This is a genomic window from Virgibacillus natechei (genome assembly GCF_026013645.1).
GTDB classification, from domain to species: domain Bacteria; phylum Bacillota; class Bacilli; order Bacillales; family Amphibacillaceae; genus Virgibacillus_L; species Virgibacillus_L natechei.
Map to the genome: position 1 here is coordinate 2,316,328 of NZ_CP110224.1, position 16,997 is coordinate 2,333,324.

The following is a 16,997-nucleotide window of genomic DNA, read 5'->3' on the forward strand; positions in this document are numbered from 1 at the left end:
GTCAACTCCTGTTCCTAATACGTAGAAAACCACGTATTCATTTGTTCTAAGATGTCTCCCATAGCATTTGTATTATTAAATGATGGCATTTTTACAAGCAATGGTTGTTTTGGTGCGTTGGTGTCTGGTCCCTTCTTCTGCAAAATAAGAATGCTTTTTATATTCTTTTCTGATTTAAAAGCACTTTCAGGTAACCTTATAACACCTACAATATGGGCATATTCCTGAATGAAGCTATGAAGTTTATCTGATTGTTCACTATCAAATAAGAAGTCAGGTATAACAAATATTAGATAGCCACCAGCATTTGTGTAATTCATGCTCTGCTCAATAAATAGGTGATGGGCATAGGAATGTCCTTCGTCTGCTTTTAACTCAAAATCATTGGCTCTGATATCATCTGGGTAATAACCAACAGGCAGGTCAGCAACAACTAAATCCACAGGGTCCAGTAAAAATGGACCTAAACTATCCTGATGAAAGAACTCTATCTCCTTCTGTTGCAAATTAGCATTTATTGCGGCTAATTGAATTAAGGTAGGATCAACTTCCCCAGCAAAAGCTTCCACCTGCTGCTTCAACTGACTTAAAACAGTAGTGATTAGATTAGCCGTTCCACTAACAGGATCAAAAAGACGTAATTGTTCCTTATCGCTTGTCACTTTCTCTGCAAGATAGCCTACTAACAATGCCACCGTTTCTGGCGTCATTAAATGCTGTTGCTGTGTTGTATCCTTCATTCCTTTAAGTATGGTTAATTGAATTCCTTTACGAATTTCTTCTATTTTAAAGGTAGAAATTTCAATGTCCTTTAATGTACTTTGTAATTTATGTGCTAAAATATCATCCATACCTTCCGGGACACTTTGATGGAATAGTGCTTCCATTGTAAAAATCAAACTATCCAAATAAGGTTCTTCATGGTGTTGTTGTATGACATCTGTTGCCTTATCCAACCACTCATATAATAATTCAACATTTGTTTTCTCCATATCTAATCCTCCGCTTCTTCATATAAGGCTTGTCTATTGTACCAAATCATAACCACTAATGTACAAACTAATAATTCGGAAGATTACTATACAGTAAAAATCTCCCCCGCACATTGTGCGAGAGAGAGGAGAAAGTTGATTACTTAGCCTGACCAGCAGCTTTTAGAGCAGCATCATAGTCGGGATGGTTTGTCACTTCTTCCACATATTCCACGTAAGTTATTTTGTCATTTGAATCAACAACAAAAATAGATCTAGATAACAAACGTAATTCTTTTATTAAGACACCATACTTTTCTCCGAAGTCCCCATCGCGATGGTCAGATAATGTATCGAGTTTTTTAATCCCATTGGCTGCACACCAACGTGTTTGCGCAAAAGGAAGATCCATACTGATCGTTAATATTTGTACATTATCAATTTTGTCAGCTTCCTCATTAAAGCGTTTTGTTTGTTCAGAACAAACTCCTGTGTCGATAGAAGGTACAACACTGATCAATTTCACATTACCTTTGTAATCATTTAATGAAACGTCGTTCATTTCATTTGATACTACAGTAAAATCAGGTGCCTGATCTCCTACTTTAAGTTCTGAACCGACAAGTGTAACTGGATTTTGCTTGAATGTGACGTTACCCATATAATCACTCCTATTAATTAGCTTCATGCCTTATTATGAATACATTACTAACACATGTCCAACAATACAGTTTATGAGATTCTGACATTTTAATGAATAGGAGATCACTGTGTAAAGGACGTAGAGTTAGGCCACGTTTAGAAGCTAGATGTCATATTGGGATTGTGTTTTCTTCTCTGGTTTTCTTTTATACGTTGAATCTTCCTTTTTATTTCCAGCTTCTCTGATAATTTCCTGCACTTTTTCAACAACCTGTGGTGCAAATTCGAGCATTTTCTCATATATATGTGTACTTTGATCCAGGTGCACCATTTTAATACCTTGATCGCTGACAATTAAAAATGCTACAGGGGTAATGGATACGCCACCACCACTACCGCCGCCAAATGGCATTTCTGCCTCATTGCTATCTTGAGTGTTTGTCGAATTAAATTCAGTTCCACCTGCAGCAAATCCAAACCCTAGCTTCGAAACCGGTATAATTACACTGCCATCCGGAGATTCAACCGGATCACCAATAATCGTATTTGCCTCGACCATACCTTTTAAATTTTCCATTGCAGTAGTCATTAATCCTTGAATCGGATGTTCCGTCATCATGATCCTCCTGTCTGCTAAATTAATGCTTTTTCTTTTCGAGCAAGTACGCGCGTCATTTTAAGAAGTGCGTACATAGCTTTTCCTAAGCGAATCGATATCATACAATCAAATGTGGATAGAAAATGCTTATATTGAAAATGTGGTTTCACTTGAATAATTGGTTTACACTTCATATTACTCTTCTCAGCTATTACTCCAATTACTACACCTTTTATTCCCCACACCCCTCCGGTTGCTATTCCAGTAGTACTTGCGTCTCCAGTACCTCCCGACGTTTGCCATTTAAGTTTATGAACATAAGTGTTCTGGACCATGGTATTTATTATCGGATTTACCTTCCGTGATAGTTGAAGTCCTTCACGTACTACTTCTTGAAAAGAATTGAAATCCACATCTTTTATAATTTCTTTGGCATCATGATTCTCCATTGTGATGTTCATTTTCTTTTTATACAATCGAATTCGGTAAAAGGAAACTGTAATCAGACAAAACTGTTCATTTGGGGTATATGTAATGATACTTGAAATAGTTACTTTTGAATAAATCAAGATAATAATAATTAATACAGAAGCTACTAAGATCCACAGCATTGCTCCAGCCCCTTTCACACTTTACTTTCCCACAAGTTTCCATTTTTACTCAGATCATTTATTTTATTAGGTTATAATGGAGAAAAATGCTAAAATATGATGGTGAGCCTAACGAATACGAACAGGAGGTAATCATTATGCCAAACCGAAATAATATATATTTCTATTACAAAAAAGATGATGAGCTCGAAAATAAGCTACAAACATTATTTAGCTTAGCGGAAGAAAACAACTTTAACATTGTCGATAACGCTAAAGATGCAAGTATTATTGTAAGTATAGGTGGAGATGGTACATTCCTACAGGCCGTCCGTAAAACTGGATTTCGTCAAGATTGCTTATACACAGGAATTACAAGTTCTGGTGAATCAGGCTTATATTGTGATTTTAATATGGATAACTTTAGTGAAATGCTTGATACAATACAACATGCAGAAATGGAAGTTCGACGTTTCCCTGTGATAAAAGTGGATATTAACGGGGAATCATCTTTTTACTGTCTTAACGAATTAAGTGTAAGGTCAACCATTATTACAACAATTGCCATCAATGTAGGAATTGATGATAATCATTTTGAAACATTTCGTGGCGATGGATTAATTGTTGCAACACCAACCGGGAGCACTGGATACAACAAATCAACCCATGGTGCTGTGATTGACCCTTTGCTTCCTAGTTTCCAAGTATCAGAGCTTGCATCATTAAATAATAATCGGTATCGTACACTAGGTTCATCATTTGTCTTAAGCAAAGATCGTAAATTAACATTGGAAGTCATTCAAGATGGGAATGACTACCCTATTATCGGAATGGATAACGAAGCTTTCTCTATTCAAAACATAAAAGATATGACAGTAACATTAAGTGACAAAGTGATTAAAACACTTAAGCTAAAGAACAACTCTTATTGGGATCGTGTCAAACGCACTTTCCTATGAACAAAAGCGCAAGCGCCCGTTTAGCAATGTACAAACTGCGCTCAGCGCTGCGGGTGGTTCAACGTTGCCACGCAAAGTGGCGGTTTTAGTTGAACTTCCACCCCGCAATGAGATTAGATGAACTTGACTTATCGCCAGTAGTGGCGAAAGTCAAAGTGAATCTTATGCTTGGAAAGCGAAAAGGAAACATGCCCCTTCATAGGGGTATGCCGACGCCTGAGCGCAAGCCCGGTTTTAGTCGGCCTTCCTTAAACCAAGTGAGTCGATGTTGACTTTCACCACAAGGGTATAAGTGCGACTAAGCCTCTGGCAGAGCCAATCGGCAAGTCTTCTTTTCACCCACAGGGCATAAGTGCGACTTTACTTCTGCCTACGCCTCCGGCTTGGAAATCAGTAAGTCTTCTTTATCGTAATGGAGGAGTGTGAAGTTTGATAGTTGCTGGGCGCTGGCGCTGGAGCTGGACGTGGATATTTCGGTAACTAAGTTATCCACAGTATTTAAATTCTATATTTTCCCATGCAAAGAAAAAACCTTCCCCTCTTAGTGGGAAGGTTCTTTTTTGTATGCAATGTCACCATCAACAACCGTCATGGCTACCGTTATTTCATTTATTTTCTCAGGATCCGTTTGAAATATATCTTCTTCCAAAATAGTAAAATCAGCTTTAAATCCTTCTGCTATTATCCCTCTCTGTGTTTCTTGACCAATTGCATAGGCGCTTCCAACCGTATACAGCCTAACTGCTTCGAATATGGATAACTTCTCCTCTGGATTATATACTTCGCCATCTAAAGAAGACTTTCTTGTAACAGCTGCTTGTATTCCAAGTAACGGATTCACTTCTTCTATAGGTGCGTCAGAGCCTCCTGCACACTGTATATTACTTTTTAGTAATGTTTTCCATGGATAAGATAAAGCTAAACGCTCTTCGCCAACCCGATCGATCACCCAGGGAAAATCAGATGTGACAAATGAAGGTTGAATATCGACGACAACTGGTAGATCTGAAAGCATATCTAAGGTGTGCTGATTTAAGATTTGTCCATGAATAATTCTATCTCGAGCATTATTTTCCAGCGGGTACTTTTTAATAATCGAAACAACTTCATTTGCCGCATGATCACCAATTGCATGAACAGCAATTGGCAGTCCATGCACGCGTGCTTCCTGAACAATGGCTTCTAATTTTTCCGTATCATGAATAGCCACGCCTTTATTCCCAGCATCATCCGCATAATCATCACGGAGCCAAGCTGTCCTACCACCCAATGCACCGTCCGCAAAAATTTTCACTGCTCCAAGCTCAACATACGCTGTCCCATCTAAATAACCTAAATTATCACCTACCATGTCACCCATTACTTCATGATGGACAAGCAAATGTGCCTTAAACTTACGCTTATCATGAATGGAATTTGTAAACGCATGGAATGTTTTGTGAAAACCACCGTAATAATTTAGGTCTTCACTATGACCACCAACCAAGCCTTTGGATAATAAATCGTCTACAGCTATTTTAATAACCTGCTCCAAGTAATTTTGCGACACACTTGGCATTGCTTGCTTTACTAATTCCTGGGCCGTATCTAAAAGATAGCCACTTAAATCACCCTTTTCATCTCGTACTATAATGCCACCTTGTGGATCAGGACTCTGATTCGAAATGTTTGCCATTTTCATTGCTTTAGAATTAACTATTATGGCATGCCTGCAAACACGTGTTAGAACCACTGGATTATCTGTACTTATCTCGTCCAATTCATCTTTATGTATAATGGTTGGATCATCCCACTGATTTTCATTCCAACCTTCTCCAATAAGCCATTCCCCTTCAGAGAGGTTAGACATTCGGTTTTGTAAGGCCTCTTTCACCTGTGCTGCAGACTTCATTTGTGATAAATCTAATCGTAACAGTTTTTCACCATGACCAATGATATGCATATGGCTGTCAATAAATCCTGGGAGAATCGTTTTCCCTTTTAAGTTAATTTCCTTTTCAATTTGTTTATAACACGCATGGTATAGAAATTCATATGTACCTACTGCCTTAATCGTATCCCCTTCAGTAAAAACAGCTTCTACAGCTGAACCATTCGTTTCCAGTGTATAGATTTGACCACCAAACCATAAAATCCCCATGTTGATTTTCCTCTCTGCTTCAGAATAAGTCTCTCTAAGCAGATTACCTATTTCACGCAGAAAAATCAAGGGCTATCCCCTTAACAGGAATAGCCCTTTAGTCATATTAATATTTTATTTAATAAAATTTATTGTTGTCCACCGAATTGTTGTTCAGCCATTTGAACAAGACGCTTCGTAATTTCTCCACCAACAGAACCGTTAGAACGAGAAGTTGAATCAGGTCCAAGCTGTACACCAAACTCTTGCGCAATTTCAGTCTTCATTTGATCCAATGCTTGTTGAACACCAGGTACTACTAATTGGTTTGAATTATTATTATTAGCCATGTTAGTTCACCTCCTTGGTACTTCTAGAATGTGTAACAAGAAGGAAAACCATGCATCAATTTAATTGGAAGTTGTTGTTAGATTAACTAATATTTTACCAATCCGTTTTATCGCAGTTTAACGAGAAGTCAGAATAAATACACGTCCTGTTTGCGTCAAACCTCCGCTTAATGAACCTTTATAAAAGATCCTCAAATGCTGCTACTTGTTTTTTATCGGTTATTTTTACAACTTCGATTTCATTCACTGCTTCCTCAATCAAATTAGTAAAATCTTTCGTTGATTCAATTTGACTTATTTTATCTCGTTTCGGCTTTGTTTTAGGTGATTTTGGAACAAAAATCGTACAACAGTCTTCATGTGGCAATATGGACGTTTGATACGTGTTAATCGCATGTGAAATTTCAATAATTTCTTGCTTATCCATTGTAATTAATGGACGTAATATAGGATAATTGGTGACTTCATTAATGGCATTCATGCTTTCCATCGTCTGACTGGCAACCTGCCCCAAGTTATCCCCTGTCGTCATGGATAAAATAGATTCCTTTTCACTCACTTTTTCACTGATACGTATCATCATACGCCTCATGATTGTCATCGCGTATCCGTCCGGCATTTCTCTAAAAATTTCCTGTTGAAGTTTTGTAAACGGAACAATATGGATTTTTATGGAGCTTCCATACTTCGTTAGTGATTCTGCTAAATCAAGCACCTTTTGTTTGGCTCTTTCACTTGTAAATGGTGGAGAATGAAAATGGATTGCTTCAATTTGCACACCGCGTTTCATCGCTAAATAACCTGCCACTGGACTATCAATTCCACCAGATAATAACAATAATGACTTCCCTGATGTACCAACTGGCAATCCACCTAGTCCTGGTATTACACGTGACGTGATATAAGTTCCTTCTGAGCGAATCTCAACCTTAATTGTCAAATCCGGTTGATGTACATCGACTGTATATCCTTCTGTATTGGAAAGCAGATGACCACCTAATTCCTGATTCATAGCCTGAGAACCCATGGGGAAACCTTTCTCTATCCGCTTCACAGATACCTTGAACCGCTTGACATCTTCTCCACTTTTTAAAGCAGATAATGCCGCATCCTTGATTGCATCAATATCATTCTCAGCTTTAATTGCTAAGCTAAGACTCTGAATGCCAAAGATATTCTTACATATATCGATGATTGGTTCAGGGTCATGTCCATTCAATAAAACAAACATTCTTCCCTGTGTACGTTTCACTTTTGTATTTGGATATTCTTTTAATTTATGTTGAATATTTTCTTGCAACCTTATAATAAATTTCTTTATATTTTTTCCTTTTAAGGCCATTTCTCCATAACGTATTAAAATATGATCAAATTGCATCGTTATCTACTCCATTACTTTTTTAAATTGGTTAATCGCCTTTTCCAAGGCTTGCAGAAATTCTATGATTTCAGCTTTCGTCGTTTCATAGGACAAGCTCACACGCAATGCTGAAATTGTCCTTTCTTTACTGAAGCCACAAGCTGCTAATATTTTACTTTCATCTTTTTGTTTAGAGGAACAGGCTGACTTTGTCGATATAAAAATATCTTGTTCCCCGAGCATATGAATAATAACTTCTGGTTTTACACCCGGAACAGAAAAATTAATAATATGGGGGGCGGATCCGCGTTGTGGTGTATTTACCTCCAAGCCTTTCCATTTACTTAATTCATTTTTCAGGTAATCACTTAATTTATACATGTGGTGTACTTCTTTTTTCTCCCGTTCTTTAATTAAACGCAATGCTTTAACCATTGCCACAGCACCTGCTACGTTTTCAGTCCCAGAACGAATTCCATGTTCCTGGTCCCCTCCATGAAATAATGGAAACAATTTGGTGCGATTCTTAACATATAAAATACCAGTACCTTTTAGTCCATGGATTTTATGTCCGGAAAACGAACATAAATCAATCCCACTATTATATAATTGAAGTGGAACTTTTCCTAACCCCTGTATATCATCTACATGTAAAAAAAGCTTTGGGTGTTTTTTTGCTATTTCACCGATTTCTTTAATGGGTTGAACCGAACCCATTTCATTATTTATATGCATCATACTAATAAGGATCGTGTCATTTCGTATCGCATCTTCCAATTTCTTTAACGATATGACACCATTCTGATCAACAGGCAAATAGGTTATCTCAAACCCTAATGATTCTAATTTCAAACAAGTATCATACACCGATGGATGTTCAATTTCCGAAGTAATGATGTGTTTCCCCCTGCTCTGATGTTCCAATGCAATTCCTTTAATTGCTGTATTATTTCCTTCTGTTCCACCTGAAGTGAAAACAATTTCATCCTGAGAAACATTCAATATAGCGGCAGCCTGTTGTTTCGCTTTTACTAGTAGACGCTCTGTCTCTCCACCTAGCTGATGAATCGATGAAGGGTTGGCAAAATAATCACGTGACACTTGTACAAAACTTTCTAATACGGATGGATTTGGTTTTGTTGTAGCACTATTATCTAAATAAATCATGTTGAAAACTCCTTTGTTTCTAGTGCGTATTCAAAAAGGAGGATAAAAGGAACAAACGAAGAAAATCGATGTGTTCTTTGTTACTGGACTTTTTAAACATCCTCTTCTACACAAAAATGTAAGGCTGACTTAAGAAAAGGATATTAGCTAATATCCTTTTCTTAACGACAGCCTTTAATACCTTCTTATTAGGATTGCGTGACAACTGCTTGAGCTTGATAATCCTCAATCCGTTTTAATGCGCCAGGCTCTATTTCTTCAACAGCCTTGGCAGCATGTTCTAATGATAATTCATACTCATATGATCGAAATAACCGCTCTGACTCTGATAATTTGGCAGCCAGTAGTGGATATTGACTACGATATCGATTCGCATATTGGATAACTTGTTCTGTTAAATATGCTTGTTCCAACATCATTTCCGTTTGTTCTACCACATTATCTATAACTTTTTTTGATTCATTCATTGCCTGTTGAACTTCAGCCATATCTAGTGGTTGTTTTTCCAATGCTTTAAGGACTCGACTATTTTTTTCTGTTGCTGTCTCCATCATATTCCAAATGTAGCTGGGAACACCTGGAATATTGCTTTTTTTCAACTTACGACTTATATTGTATAGCTCCCCGCGCATTTCGCTTAATTTCTCTTTTGCTTCTAATTCATCTTTTCGTAAGTTCTGTATTCGTTTTTTGAATTCCTCATGCTTTTGCTGTAGGTCTTCAATCTGTTGAAACCCCTTCTCCACTTCACCGCGCAATTCAGAGTGAGATGAATCCTTACTTTCCATATCGTTGGATAGTTCAACCATTTGACCTTCTAACTTTGTTATTGTTTTTTGCAAATCTAAATAACGTTCCATGTCATTATCTTCAAAGTAATAAGCCTGCTTTAACGTTTCTACTTCTTCTTGCGTATCATGAAAATCATTACTTATGGCATCCAATGATTGTTGATAGCTAGGCATTTGATTTTCTAAATAATTCTTTGCAATTGCTTCTTTTTCCAATAGTTGATACATTTCCTTCATTCTTTCATCTACATCGGTTATCATTTCCTGTACCCCAGAAGTTTCACCGTTCTCCAGTGCTCGCACCGTATCTAAAAGCCGTTCTTGGTAACTACGGATTTCCTTTTCAAACGCCAGGTGATCAACACGATAACCGTCTTCTTTCATCCCTTTAAGTCCAGAATATAAGTCATCCAACTGTGCTGGTAAATCATGTTTACATGCCTTGTACAGTGCAGGGAACGCTTCAATCTGTACTTCTAATTTGTCCAATATGCCTTTAAGCGTATTTACTAATTCTGTGGCTTCAAAATAATCTCCTGATTCCACTAAATCATAATATGTAGTTAGTTTCGCTTCCAACTCGTCCATTTGCACTTCGAAATAATACTCTGCTTTACCATATTGATACCTATTTTGTGAAAGTTTCTTACGCAGTTTTTTTATACTTGGTTCGATACTTTCTACTTCTAAACGGCTCGTTTCTTCAGAGTCAAGGAGTTCATCAACTTCCTGGAGCAATTTTTCAATATCACTTTCGATGGAACTTAAGATTTGGTCTACTTTATTTAATGTTTTTTTGGATTTAGAAAACCGGTAACGATCGGCCGCTTCTTCTGCATCAAACAAATGCTCTTCAATGTCAGGTAGTTCTTTTGTTATAATAAATTCCCAGCGTTCTTTCCACGTTTCAAATTTCTCCTGAGCTTCTCCCGAAAGATTAAGTCGCTTAATACGTCCAAGCTGTGAAGCAATGTTTCGACCCATAATATCCAATTTCCAAGCTTCATATTTATCCACAACATCATATACCCGTTTTCGCAAGATAAGTCCGACGATAAGTAGTGTAATAATAACTAGTATAATTCCAATGATGTATGCCATATTTAATGCCTCCTAACTATATTCATATATAAGAGGATACTTTAAAGAAAACCTCTCGAAGAACAGGTATTTGCATAAATTAGTCTATAAAATAATATAGTAACTATGATACCATGTTAATAGCATTTTTGGCTAAAAAAATACAAATAATTTCATGAATCGTCCATTTTTTTATGTTTTTGTAATAGAATTATTCATTTCAGTACGAACATCCTTCTGTTCGATGATAAAATCAAGCCATTGATGAATTGTTTTTATATATTTTTTTGCAAAGATATTATGGGAATACTCTCCAACTACCTGATCCTTCCATTCGTTTTGTAAGACGTAAGGGGTGATCAACATCCCCTTTAATTGCATTAATAAAAAATGTCGATCAAGCTCGCTGTTCGTAGGAATTTTTAATGCATCGAAGAATGTGTTACTGATGAAATGATTTTCTTTTGCTAAATAGGTAACAGCCATTTCTCTTACAAATATCGAATCTAACGTTAATTCACGATGAATAAAACAAGAGAATTGATGGTTACTTTGTTTATAATGTATAATAGATGAAATTAATTCTTTTAAATTGTCTATTGGAGATAAGGACCCTTGTTGCTCTATAACTTCTTCCATGGTTGCTAAATATGCTTCATAATATTGGGTAACAGCATATTCCAAAAGGCCTTGTTTACTTTTAAAATAGTAACTGATTAACGATACATTTACAGTAGCCTTTTCTGAAATATCGCGTACGGATGTGCCACTAAAACCTTTTTGGAAAAATAAGGAAGAAGCAGCATCAATCACCTTTTGCTTAGATGCGTTTTTTTTCATGGTTACCAACTCCTTATATCTTCATTACGACAAAGAGACTAATTATCCTGCAAATTTTTCTCGACAAATATCTTCATTATAAGTCGAAATAATAATAAGAAATGAGGAATATCAATGTTTCAACCAACTACCTATTCAGAAAGCAAAGACAAGAACTATGAATTATTAATCAATCAATTGGATGCTCTTAGCGATGGCGAGCAAGATCACATCGCTTTACTTTCGAATGCCTCTGCACTGCTGAACCAATCATTAGACCAGGTTAATTGGGTCGGTTTTTATATTTGGAAAGAAGAGGAATTAGTGCTTGGTCCATTCCAAGGGTTACCTGCATGTATCCGGATCCCAAATGGCAAAGGCGTCTGCGGTACGGCAGTTAAAGAGCGTAGTACACAGCGCGTCGCTGATGTCCATCAATTCCCTGGGCATATAGCTTGTGATAGTGCGAGTCAATCTGAAATTGTTGTACCTATTATTCGTAACAATGTGGTGTATGGTGTTCTTGATATTGATAGTCCGATTATAGACCGATTTGATGAAACAGATCAACAATACCTCGAAGCATTCATTTATAAGTTAGAAGAATTTCTAAAGTAAGATAGGAAGTTAGCAAGATGAAAAGTTGCAGCTAACATTTTAGTTGCAACTTTTTTTACTTAGATTTTCACAACATTGTTCTTTCCGGTATTCTTCGCTTCATAAAGCGCTTTATCTACACGTATGAATAAATCAATCGCAGAATCAGCTATACTTTTATTCCAGGAGGATACGCCACAAGAAATGGTTACGCTAGGATCTGTGAACATTTCCACCTGTGATCGAATTAACCCCGCTAGCTGAAACCCTTCATCCCTTGTTATACGCGGCATATAAATGGCTAATTCTTCTCCACCCCACCTGGCAGGAATATCTTCACTCCCTACATGCCTCATAATTATCCCCGCAACTTGTTTGATGACTTCGTCGCCGATATGATGTCCATATGTATCATTAATATATTTAAAGTCATCAATATCAAGTAAAACTATTGATCCTTCTTCACCTTTATCCATGTTCTTTCTAATTTGTTCCTCTAAGTAGTCTCTCGAATACAATTTAGTCAGGTAATCCGTTATGACGGCCTCTTCTAACCTCTCTTTTAAAATCGCATTCGATAAGGCTAACGTTGAATGTCGGATAAGTGACTGCATTAATTTAAATGTTTCAAAGGTAAAATGATACGGTTCTTCATGCATAATAATTACCATTCCATGGACAGCCCCCGAATGGGACATTGGGATAGCCATTACGGAGCGATAGGAATATGCTTCTTCCTCAGTTAATTGACCATTAAAAAGCGGTTCCGTACCTGTTTTGTTCAACAAGTAATTCGCTAGTACCTGCCCTTGTTCCGTGTTAAAGTATGCCGTACTACCAGACAAAATTTCAAACGTTTGATTCTCTTTATCTTGATAATAGATAAAGCCAACCTGCGATGCGTGACAAATACTCATGATCTTATTTCTCACGATTTTCGTTATATCAGAAAGTTTAAGGTTGGAATTCAACGTATGTGTAACTTCATTAATCAATTTAAGATCAGATACAAGATGCTCTGAATAGTGATAAAAGATTGCATTTTCTATTGCTTTTCCTGCTATATTGGCAAATTGAGTGATAAATTCTATTTCCCATTCCGGAAATTCCATTACTTTTGGTGTGACGACCTGTAACACACCATACACCGCCTGATTTCCAGTTAATGGTACATATAAACTTGCATTCGATTCATTCTCAAGGGTTTCTCTTTGTACTTCACCACTTAGAAAAGCTTGGTTACTTAGCTGTTTTGTGGCATCGTCGCTATATTCGATCATCTTTACAGGCAGTGTGGCACTATCATCACTATCCTGAGATAATAATAAATAATGAGTGAATTCAGGATAGATGTCTTGTACAGTATTCATAATTTCTGTTAGAACATCTTTCTTGTTACGCACAGAGAATAAGCGCGAAGAAAAATCGAACAAACGGTTCTTATCTTTCTCACTATCTTTCTTATTGTTATATTGATTCATAATAGAAAGTACCTTTTCTGTTTCCGCTGCAAAAATTTGCAACTTATCATCATCAAGACGATTCATTTCCTTGTTTACCCCAATCATTAAACGTCCAGGAGATCCATATACAGGTTCCAATGGAACGAGCTGTTTATGTAATCCTTTGCTTTCCGTTGTGGACTTGGCCGTTAATTGATAGGTTTTCCTCCAATTATCGTATAAATAAATTGCAACAAAAGATGCACGTGATAAAAATTTTATTTGATTGATTATTATGGTTAGTTTCTCTTTATCTGAATAAGCTAACCGACTGTAAATCAAGTCAAAATAAACATGCTGCAATTTTTCTTGTAACCTTACAACCTCTTTGCTCATTATTATCACCTATCATACTATTATATAGAACTTATCTCTATTTCCATTATATAATACCCGGTACTTTTTTCCTACATTTTAACCTTGAATTCCTTCACTTAATTCATATGTTGACTTTTCATCTTATTACTTATATACTATTCTTTGTGTAAAATAATAAAGGTAGCCTAAGTGAACCGACGCTTGGACCCATTTTGTTCCTCTAATAGAGGTGTATCGTGTAACTCTCTGCTGCTGGAGCGATGGTACATGAAAACATAATGGACAACGTATAGGATCACGCTCGCTTATTTTATGCAAATAAAATAATAAAGGAGAAAATGTCTTATGTCACGCTTTACTGGATCATTATGGAAGAAATCACGCAGACTCGGCATTTCATTAACAGGAACTGGTAAGGAATTGGATAAACGCCCTTACGCTCCAGGTCAACATGGACCAAACCAACGCAAGAAAATATCTGAATATGGTTTACAACAACAAGAGAAGCAAAAGTTACGTTATACGTACGGATTAAACGAACGTCAATTCCGTAACTTGTTTGAACAAGCGGGTAAAATGAAAGGTATTCATGGTGAAAACTTCATGATTTTACTTGATTCCCGTCTTGATAACATGGTTTATCGTATGGGGCTAGCTCGCACACGCAGACAGTCTCGTCAGTTGGTTAACCATGGTCATATTCTAGTTGATGGTAAACGTGTTGATATCCCATCCTATACATTAGTACCAGGTCAGGTTATCGGTTTACGTGAGCGATCAAAAAATCTTGACATCATTAAAGAAGCGATGGAAGTAAATAACTTTGTTCCTGAGTATGTAACATTTGATGCAGATAAAATGGAAGGTACTTTCTCTCGTTATCCTGAGCGTTCTGAACTTCCAGCAGAAATTAATGAACCACTCATCGTTGAGTTCTACTCACGTTAAGTGTAGTGCTTAATAAATAGCAACATTAAGAAAACCTAGAAACAGCGTTATGTTTCTAGGTTTTTTCTGTTTTTATGTGGTTTTTTGTGTAATACTGTAATCTAATCCCTCTAATTTGAGATTGTTTTTTACATCCGTACAATGACTGCCCCACCTCCACTGCCCTGCACACATTTTGTATCTTCTTGACCATTTGATGATTGCAGCAATTGATTATTTTGGGCGATCAATTCATTAAGCTTATCTAGCTGATTCCCTAGATTGATCATCATTTGCATCATATCCTGCATATCCGCTCACCAGTCGTCCTAAGGTGCGCGAAATGTGTTTCCGTAGCGAATCCCTGCTCTCAACCAGCGTTTTCCAAAGAATTGTCACTGCGTCGTACTTTATAGATTTTGCGTCAAAAACAACATTTCTTTTCGGTGGGGCGAGCAATCGCAGCCCCAAACTTTCAGAGAACAGCCAGTTAGTAAATTTAAAGATTTTAAAAGCACGAATGAGCAATTGCTCATTCGTGCTTACTATTAACTAAAGCGTATTAAGAAATACTTTTTCTTTCCGCGGCGAATGATTGTAAATGTATCATCAATGCGGTCACCTTCATTTACGTTGTATTGAATATCCTGCTGTCTTTCACCATTAATGTAAATAGCTCCATTCTTCACATCTTCTCTTGCCTGTCTTTTAGAAGAAGAAATAGAAGCATCCACCAATAGATCAATTAGAAGCCTTTCTTCTTTTTCCGCTTGATGTGTTGGAACGTCTTTAAACCCCTGTTCAATATCACTAGCTGTAAGTTGCTTTAATTCCCCACTAAAAAGAGAGGCAGAAATCCTTTGCGCTTGCTCTAATGCTTCTTGACTGTGGACCTCCTTCGTCATTTCTTCAGCTAGACGTTTTTGTGCAACTCTATTTTCTGGCTGGTTCGTCACTTCATTCTGCAGTTGACTTACTTCTTCTTCAGAAATAAATGTAAAGTAACGAAGGAACTTTAACACGTCTCGATCATCACTATTAAACCAAAATTGGTAAAACTCATAAGGAGTCGTCTTTTCTGGATCCAACCAGATAGCCCCACCTGCTGTTTTCCCAAATTTGGTTCCATCTGCTTTTGTAATTAGAGGAACGGTTAAACCAAAAACGTTTGTTTCCACATCCTCGTGCTCTCTTGAACGACGAATTAATTCCATTCCAGCTGTAATATTCCCCCATTGGTCACTTCCACCTATTTGTAATGTACAATTTTCCTGTTCATATAATTTTAAGTAATCGAGTGATTGTAAGATCATATAGCTGAACTCTGTAAACGTAATTCCCTGGTCAATTCGTGCAGCTACCGATTCTTTTGATAACATATAATTTATACCAAAGTGCTTTCCAGCGTCACGAAGAAAATCTATTACGGTCATATTTGCTAACCAGTCGTAATTATTCCTGGCAATAACTGGATTTTCTCCATGATCAAATTCAAGCAGTCTGGCAATTTGCTCCTTCACTTTTTCAGTGAATTCTTTCACGATATTATCATCATTTAAAGACCGTTCGCTCGTTCGCCCGCTCGGATCACCAATCATACCCGTGCCACCACCAACAAGTGCAATTGGTTTATGTCCTGCTTTTTGAAATCTTTTTAGCATTGTAATAGGTACCAAATGTCCAATATGTAAACTATCAGCCGTTGGATCGAATCCACAATATAATGTTACTTGATTTGTTGATAAATGCTGCTTTAATCCTTCAAAATCAGTTGTCTGTTGAATTAACCCACGTGTTTCCAAATCCTGTAATATATCCATTTTACCACACTCCATCTTGATTTTTTGCAAATAAAAAAACTCCACCCTCTAAAATAAGGGACGAGTTTATAACGCGGTACCACCCTTGTTGCAAATCATTTGCCACTTGGGGTTGTTAACGATGTTTCCACCGTTCTTTTAGAATGAAATCAAAAAGCTTCGTTCTTCAACTTCCTTCCAAAAAGAAATGCTCACAAATTGTACTTCGTCTGCAACTGTGTACTAGCTTTCACCAACCGCCAGCTCTCTATAACAGGGAGATGCATCACTACTTTATTCCTTCAACGCATTACTATATATATGATTACATATATTCTTACCATAACTTGATATAAAAGGCAAGTTTATACGTGTATTGCTACTGCATAAAAAGCAATTATGCTATAA

General features: G+C 36.9%; 16 protein-coding genes and 1 other annotated feature. Of the genes, 3 read left to right on the plus strand and 13 right to left on the minus strand.

The features are described from left to right. Positions 1 to 14 precede the first annotated feature (14 nt). From OLD84_RS12090 to OLD84_RS12105, 4 genes are all read right to left on the minus strand, one after another. Complete coding sequence (locus OLD84_RS12090) at positions 15 to 992, minus strand: class I SAM-dependent methyltransferase (protein ID WP_209462115.1); 978 nt, start codon at positions 990 to 992, stop codon at positions 15 to 17. Between the two features lie 139 nt (positions 993 to 1,131). Further along, a complete protein-coding gene (tpx, locus tag OLD84_RS12095; RefSeq protein WP_209462116.1) occupies positions 1,132 to 1,632 on the minus strand; it encodes a thiol peroxidase in 501 nt (166 codons plus the stop codon). A gap of 144 nt (positions 1,633 to 1,776) precedes the next feature. Then, on the minus strand, positions 1,777 to 2,229 hold the full coding sequence (ytfJ, locus tag OLD84_RS12100; RefSeq protein ID WP_209462164.1) for a GerW family sporulation protein: 453 nt from the start codon (positions 2,227 to 2,229) through the stop codon (positions 1,777 to 1,779). Positions 2,230 to 2,246: 17 nt separating this feature from the next. Further along, on the minus strand, positions 2,247 to 2,822 hold the full coding sequence (locus OLD84_RS12105) for a DUF2953 domain-containing protein (RefSeq protein WP_209462117.1): 576 nt from the start codon (positions 2,820 to 2,822) through the stop codon (positions 2,247 to 2,249). Between the two features lie 137 nt (positions 2,823 to 2,959). On the opposite strand from OLD84_RS12105, the gene OLD84_RS12110 reads away from it, so the two are divergent. Continuing rightward, positions 2,960 to 3,760, plus strand: a complete 801-nt coding sequence (locus OLD84_RS12110; RefSeq protein ID WP_209462118.1) for an NAD kinase — start codon at positions 2,960 to 2,962, stop codon at positions 3,758 to 3,760. A 541-nt stretch (positions 3,761 to 4,301) separates the two neighbouring features. On the opposite strand, the gene OLD84_RS12115 is transcribed toward OLD84_RS12110, so the two are convergent. The 6 genes from OLD84_RS12115 to refZ all read right to left on the minus strand — a co-directional run bounded on the left by OLD84_RS12115 (position 4,302) and on the right by refZ (position 11,467). Then, entirely contained in the window at positions 4,302 to 5,969 is a 1,668-nt protein-coding gene (locus OLD84_RS12115) for an amidohydrolase (RefSeq protein WP_319961152.1), read from the minus strand. 59 nt (positions 5,970 to 6,028) lie between these two features. Continuing rightward, a complete protein-coding gene (locus OLD84_RS12120; RefSeq protein WP_209462119.1) occupies positions 6,029 to 6,229 on the minus strand; it encodes an alpha/beta-type small acid-soluble spore protein in 201 nt (66 codons plus the stop codon). Positions 6,230 to 6,407: 178 nt separating this feature from the next. Then, the gene (gene thiI / locus OLD84_RS12125; RefSeq protein WP_209462120.1) at positions 6,408 to 7,607 is read right to left on the minus strand and encodes a tRNA uracil 4-sulfurtransferase ThiI; all 1,200 of its coding nucleotides are present in this window, start codon (positions 7,605 to 7,607) and stop codon (positions 6,408 to 6,410) included. 6 nt (positions 7,608 to 7,613) lie between these two features. Next, positions 7,614 to 8,756 (minus strand): cysteine desulfurase family protein, encoded by a 1,143-nt coding sequence (locus OLD84_RS12130; RefSeq protein ID WP_209462121.1) that lies wholly within the window; start codon positions 8,754 to 8,756, stop codon positions 7,614 to 7,616. 188 nt (positions 8,757 to 8,944) lie between these two features. Continuing rightward, a complete protein-coding gene (ezrA, locus tag OLD84_RS12135; protein ID WP_209462122.1) occupies positions 8,945 to 10,648 on the minus strand; it encodes a septation ring formation regulator EzrA in 1,704 nt (567 codons plus the stop codon). 171 nt (positions 10,649 to 10,819) lie between these two features. Continuing rightward, the gene (refZ, locus tag OLD84_RS12140) at positions 10,820 to 11,467 is read right to left on the minus strand and encodes a forespore capture DNA-binding protein RefZ (protein WP_209462123.1); all 648 of its coding nucleotides are present in this window, start codon (positions 11,465 to 11,467) and stop codon (positions 10,820 to 10,822) included. A gap of 114 nt (positions 11,468 to 11,581) precedes the next feature. Here refZ and OLD84_RS12145 point away from each other — a divergent pair, with 114 nt between their 5' ends. Next, positions 11,582 to 12,064 (plus strand): GAF domain-containing protein, encoded by a 483-nt coding sequence (locus OLD84_RS12145; RefSeq protein WP_209462124.1) that lies wholly within the window; start codon positions 11,582 to 11,584, stop codon positions 12,062 to 12,064. 59 nt (positions 12,065 to 12,123) lie between these two features. Here OLD84_RS12145 and OLD84_RS12150 read toward each other — a convergent pair whose 3' ends face one another. Next, complete coding sequence (locus OLD84_RS12150) at positions 12,124 to 13,881, minus strand: diguanylate cyclase domain-containing protein (protein ID WP_209462125.1); 1,758 nt, start codon at positions 13,879 to 13,881, stop codon at positions 12,124 to 12,126. A 327-nt stretch (positions 13,882 to 14,208) separates the two neighbouring features. Between OLD84_RS12150 and rpsD the strand changes: the two genes are divergently transcribed. Beyond that, entirely contained in the window at positions 14,209 to 14,811 is a 603-nt protein-coding gene (gene rpsD / locus OLD84_RS12155; protein WP_209462126.1) for a 30S ribosomal protein S4, read from the plus strand. Positions 14,812 to 14,939: 128 nt separating this feature from the next. Here the strand turns inward: rpsD and OLD84_RS12160 are convergent, their stop codons facing one another. After that, complete coding sequence (locus OLD84_RS12160) at positions 14,940 to 15,101, minus strand: hypothetical protein (RefSeq protein ID WP_209462127.1); 162 nt, start codon at positions 15,099 to 15,101, stop codon at positions 14,940 to 14,942. Positions 15,102 to 15,338: 237 nt separating this feature from the next. Next, complete coding sequence (tyrS, locus tag OLD84_RS12165; protein WP_209462128.1) at positions 15,339 to 16,610, minus strand: tyrosine--tRNA ligase; 1,272 nt, start codon at positions 16,608 to 16,610, stop codon at positions 15,339 to 15,341. 53 nt (positions 16,611 to 16,663) lie between these two features. Further along, positions 16,664 to 16,904: a binding site (T-box leader), on the minus strand. Positions 16,905 to 16,997: the final 93 nt, after the last annotated feature.

Bases quoted from the DNA above. Each gene is read 5' to 3' on its own strand.
- OLD84_RS12090 (WP_209462115.1), bottom strand. From the start codon at position 992: ATGGAGAAAACAAATGTTGAATTATTATATGAGTGGTTGGATAAGGCA.
- tpx (WP_209462116.1), bottom strand. From the start codon at position 1,632: ATGGGTAACGTCACATTCAAGCAAAATCCAGTTACACTTGTCGGTTCA.
- ytfJ (WP_209462164.1), bottom strand. From the start codon at position 2,229: ATGACGGAACATCCGATTCAAGGATTAATGACTACTGCAATGGAAAAT.
- OLD84_RS12105 (WP_209462117.1), bottom strand. From the start codon at position 2,822: ATGCTGTGGATCTTAGTAGCTTCTGTATTAATTATTATTATCTTGATT.
- OLD84_RS12110 (WP_209462118.1), top strand. From the start codon at position 2,960: ATGCCAAACCGAAATAATATATATTTCTATTACAAAAAAGATGATGAG.
- OLD84_RS12120 (WP_209462119.1), bottom strand. From the start codon at position 6,229: ATGGCTAATAATAATAATTCAAACCAATTAGTAGTACCTGGTGTTCAA.
- thiI (WP_209462120.1), bottom strand. From the start codon at position 7,607: ATGCAATTTGATCATATTTTAATACGTTATGGAGAAATGGCCTTAAAA.
- OLD84_RS12130 (WP_209462121.1), bottom strand. From the start codon at position 8,756: ATGATTTATTTAGATAATAGTGCTACAACAAAACCAAATCCATCCGTA.
- ezrA (WP_209462122.1), bottom strand. From the start codon at position 10,648: ATGGCATACATCATTGGAATTATACTAGTTATTATTACACTACTTATC.
- refZ (WP_209462123.1), bottom strand. From the start codon at position 11,467: ATGAAAAAAAACGCATCTAAGCAAAAGGTGATTGATGCTGCTTCTTCC.
- OLD84_RS12145 (WP_209462124.1), top strand. From the start codon at position 11,582: ATGTTTCAACCAACTACCTATTCAGAAAGCAAAGACAAGAACTATGAA.
- OLD84_RS12150 (WP_209462125.1), bottom strand. From the start codon at position 13,881: ATGAGCAAAGAGGTTGTAAGGTTACAAGAAAAATTGCAGCATGTTTAT.
- rpsD (WP_209462126.1), top strand. From the start codon at position 14,209: ATGTCACGCTTTACTGGATCATTATGGAAGAAATCACGCAGACTCGGC.
- OLD84_RS12160 (WP_209462127.1), bottom strand. From the start codon at position 15,101: ATGCAGGATATGATGCAAATGATGATCAATCTAGGGAATCAGCTAGAT.
- tyrS (WP_209462128.1), bottom strand. From the start codon at position 16,610: ATGGATATATTACAGGATTTGGAAACACGTGGGTTAATTCAACAGACA.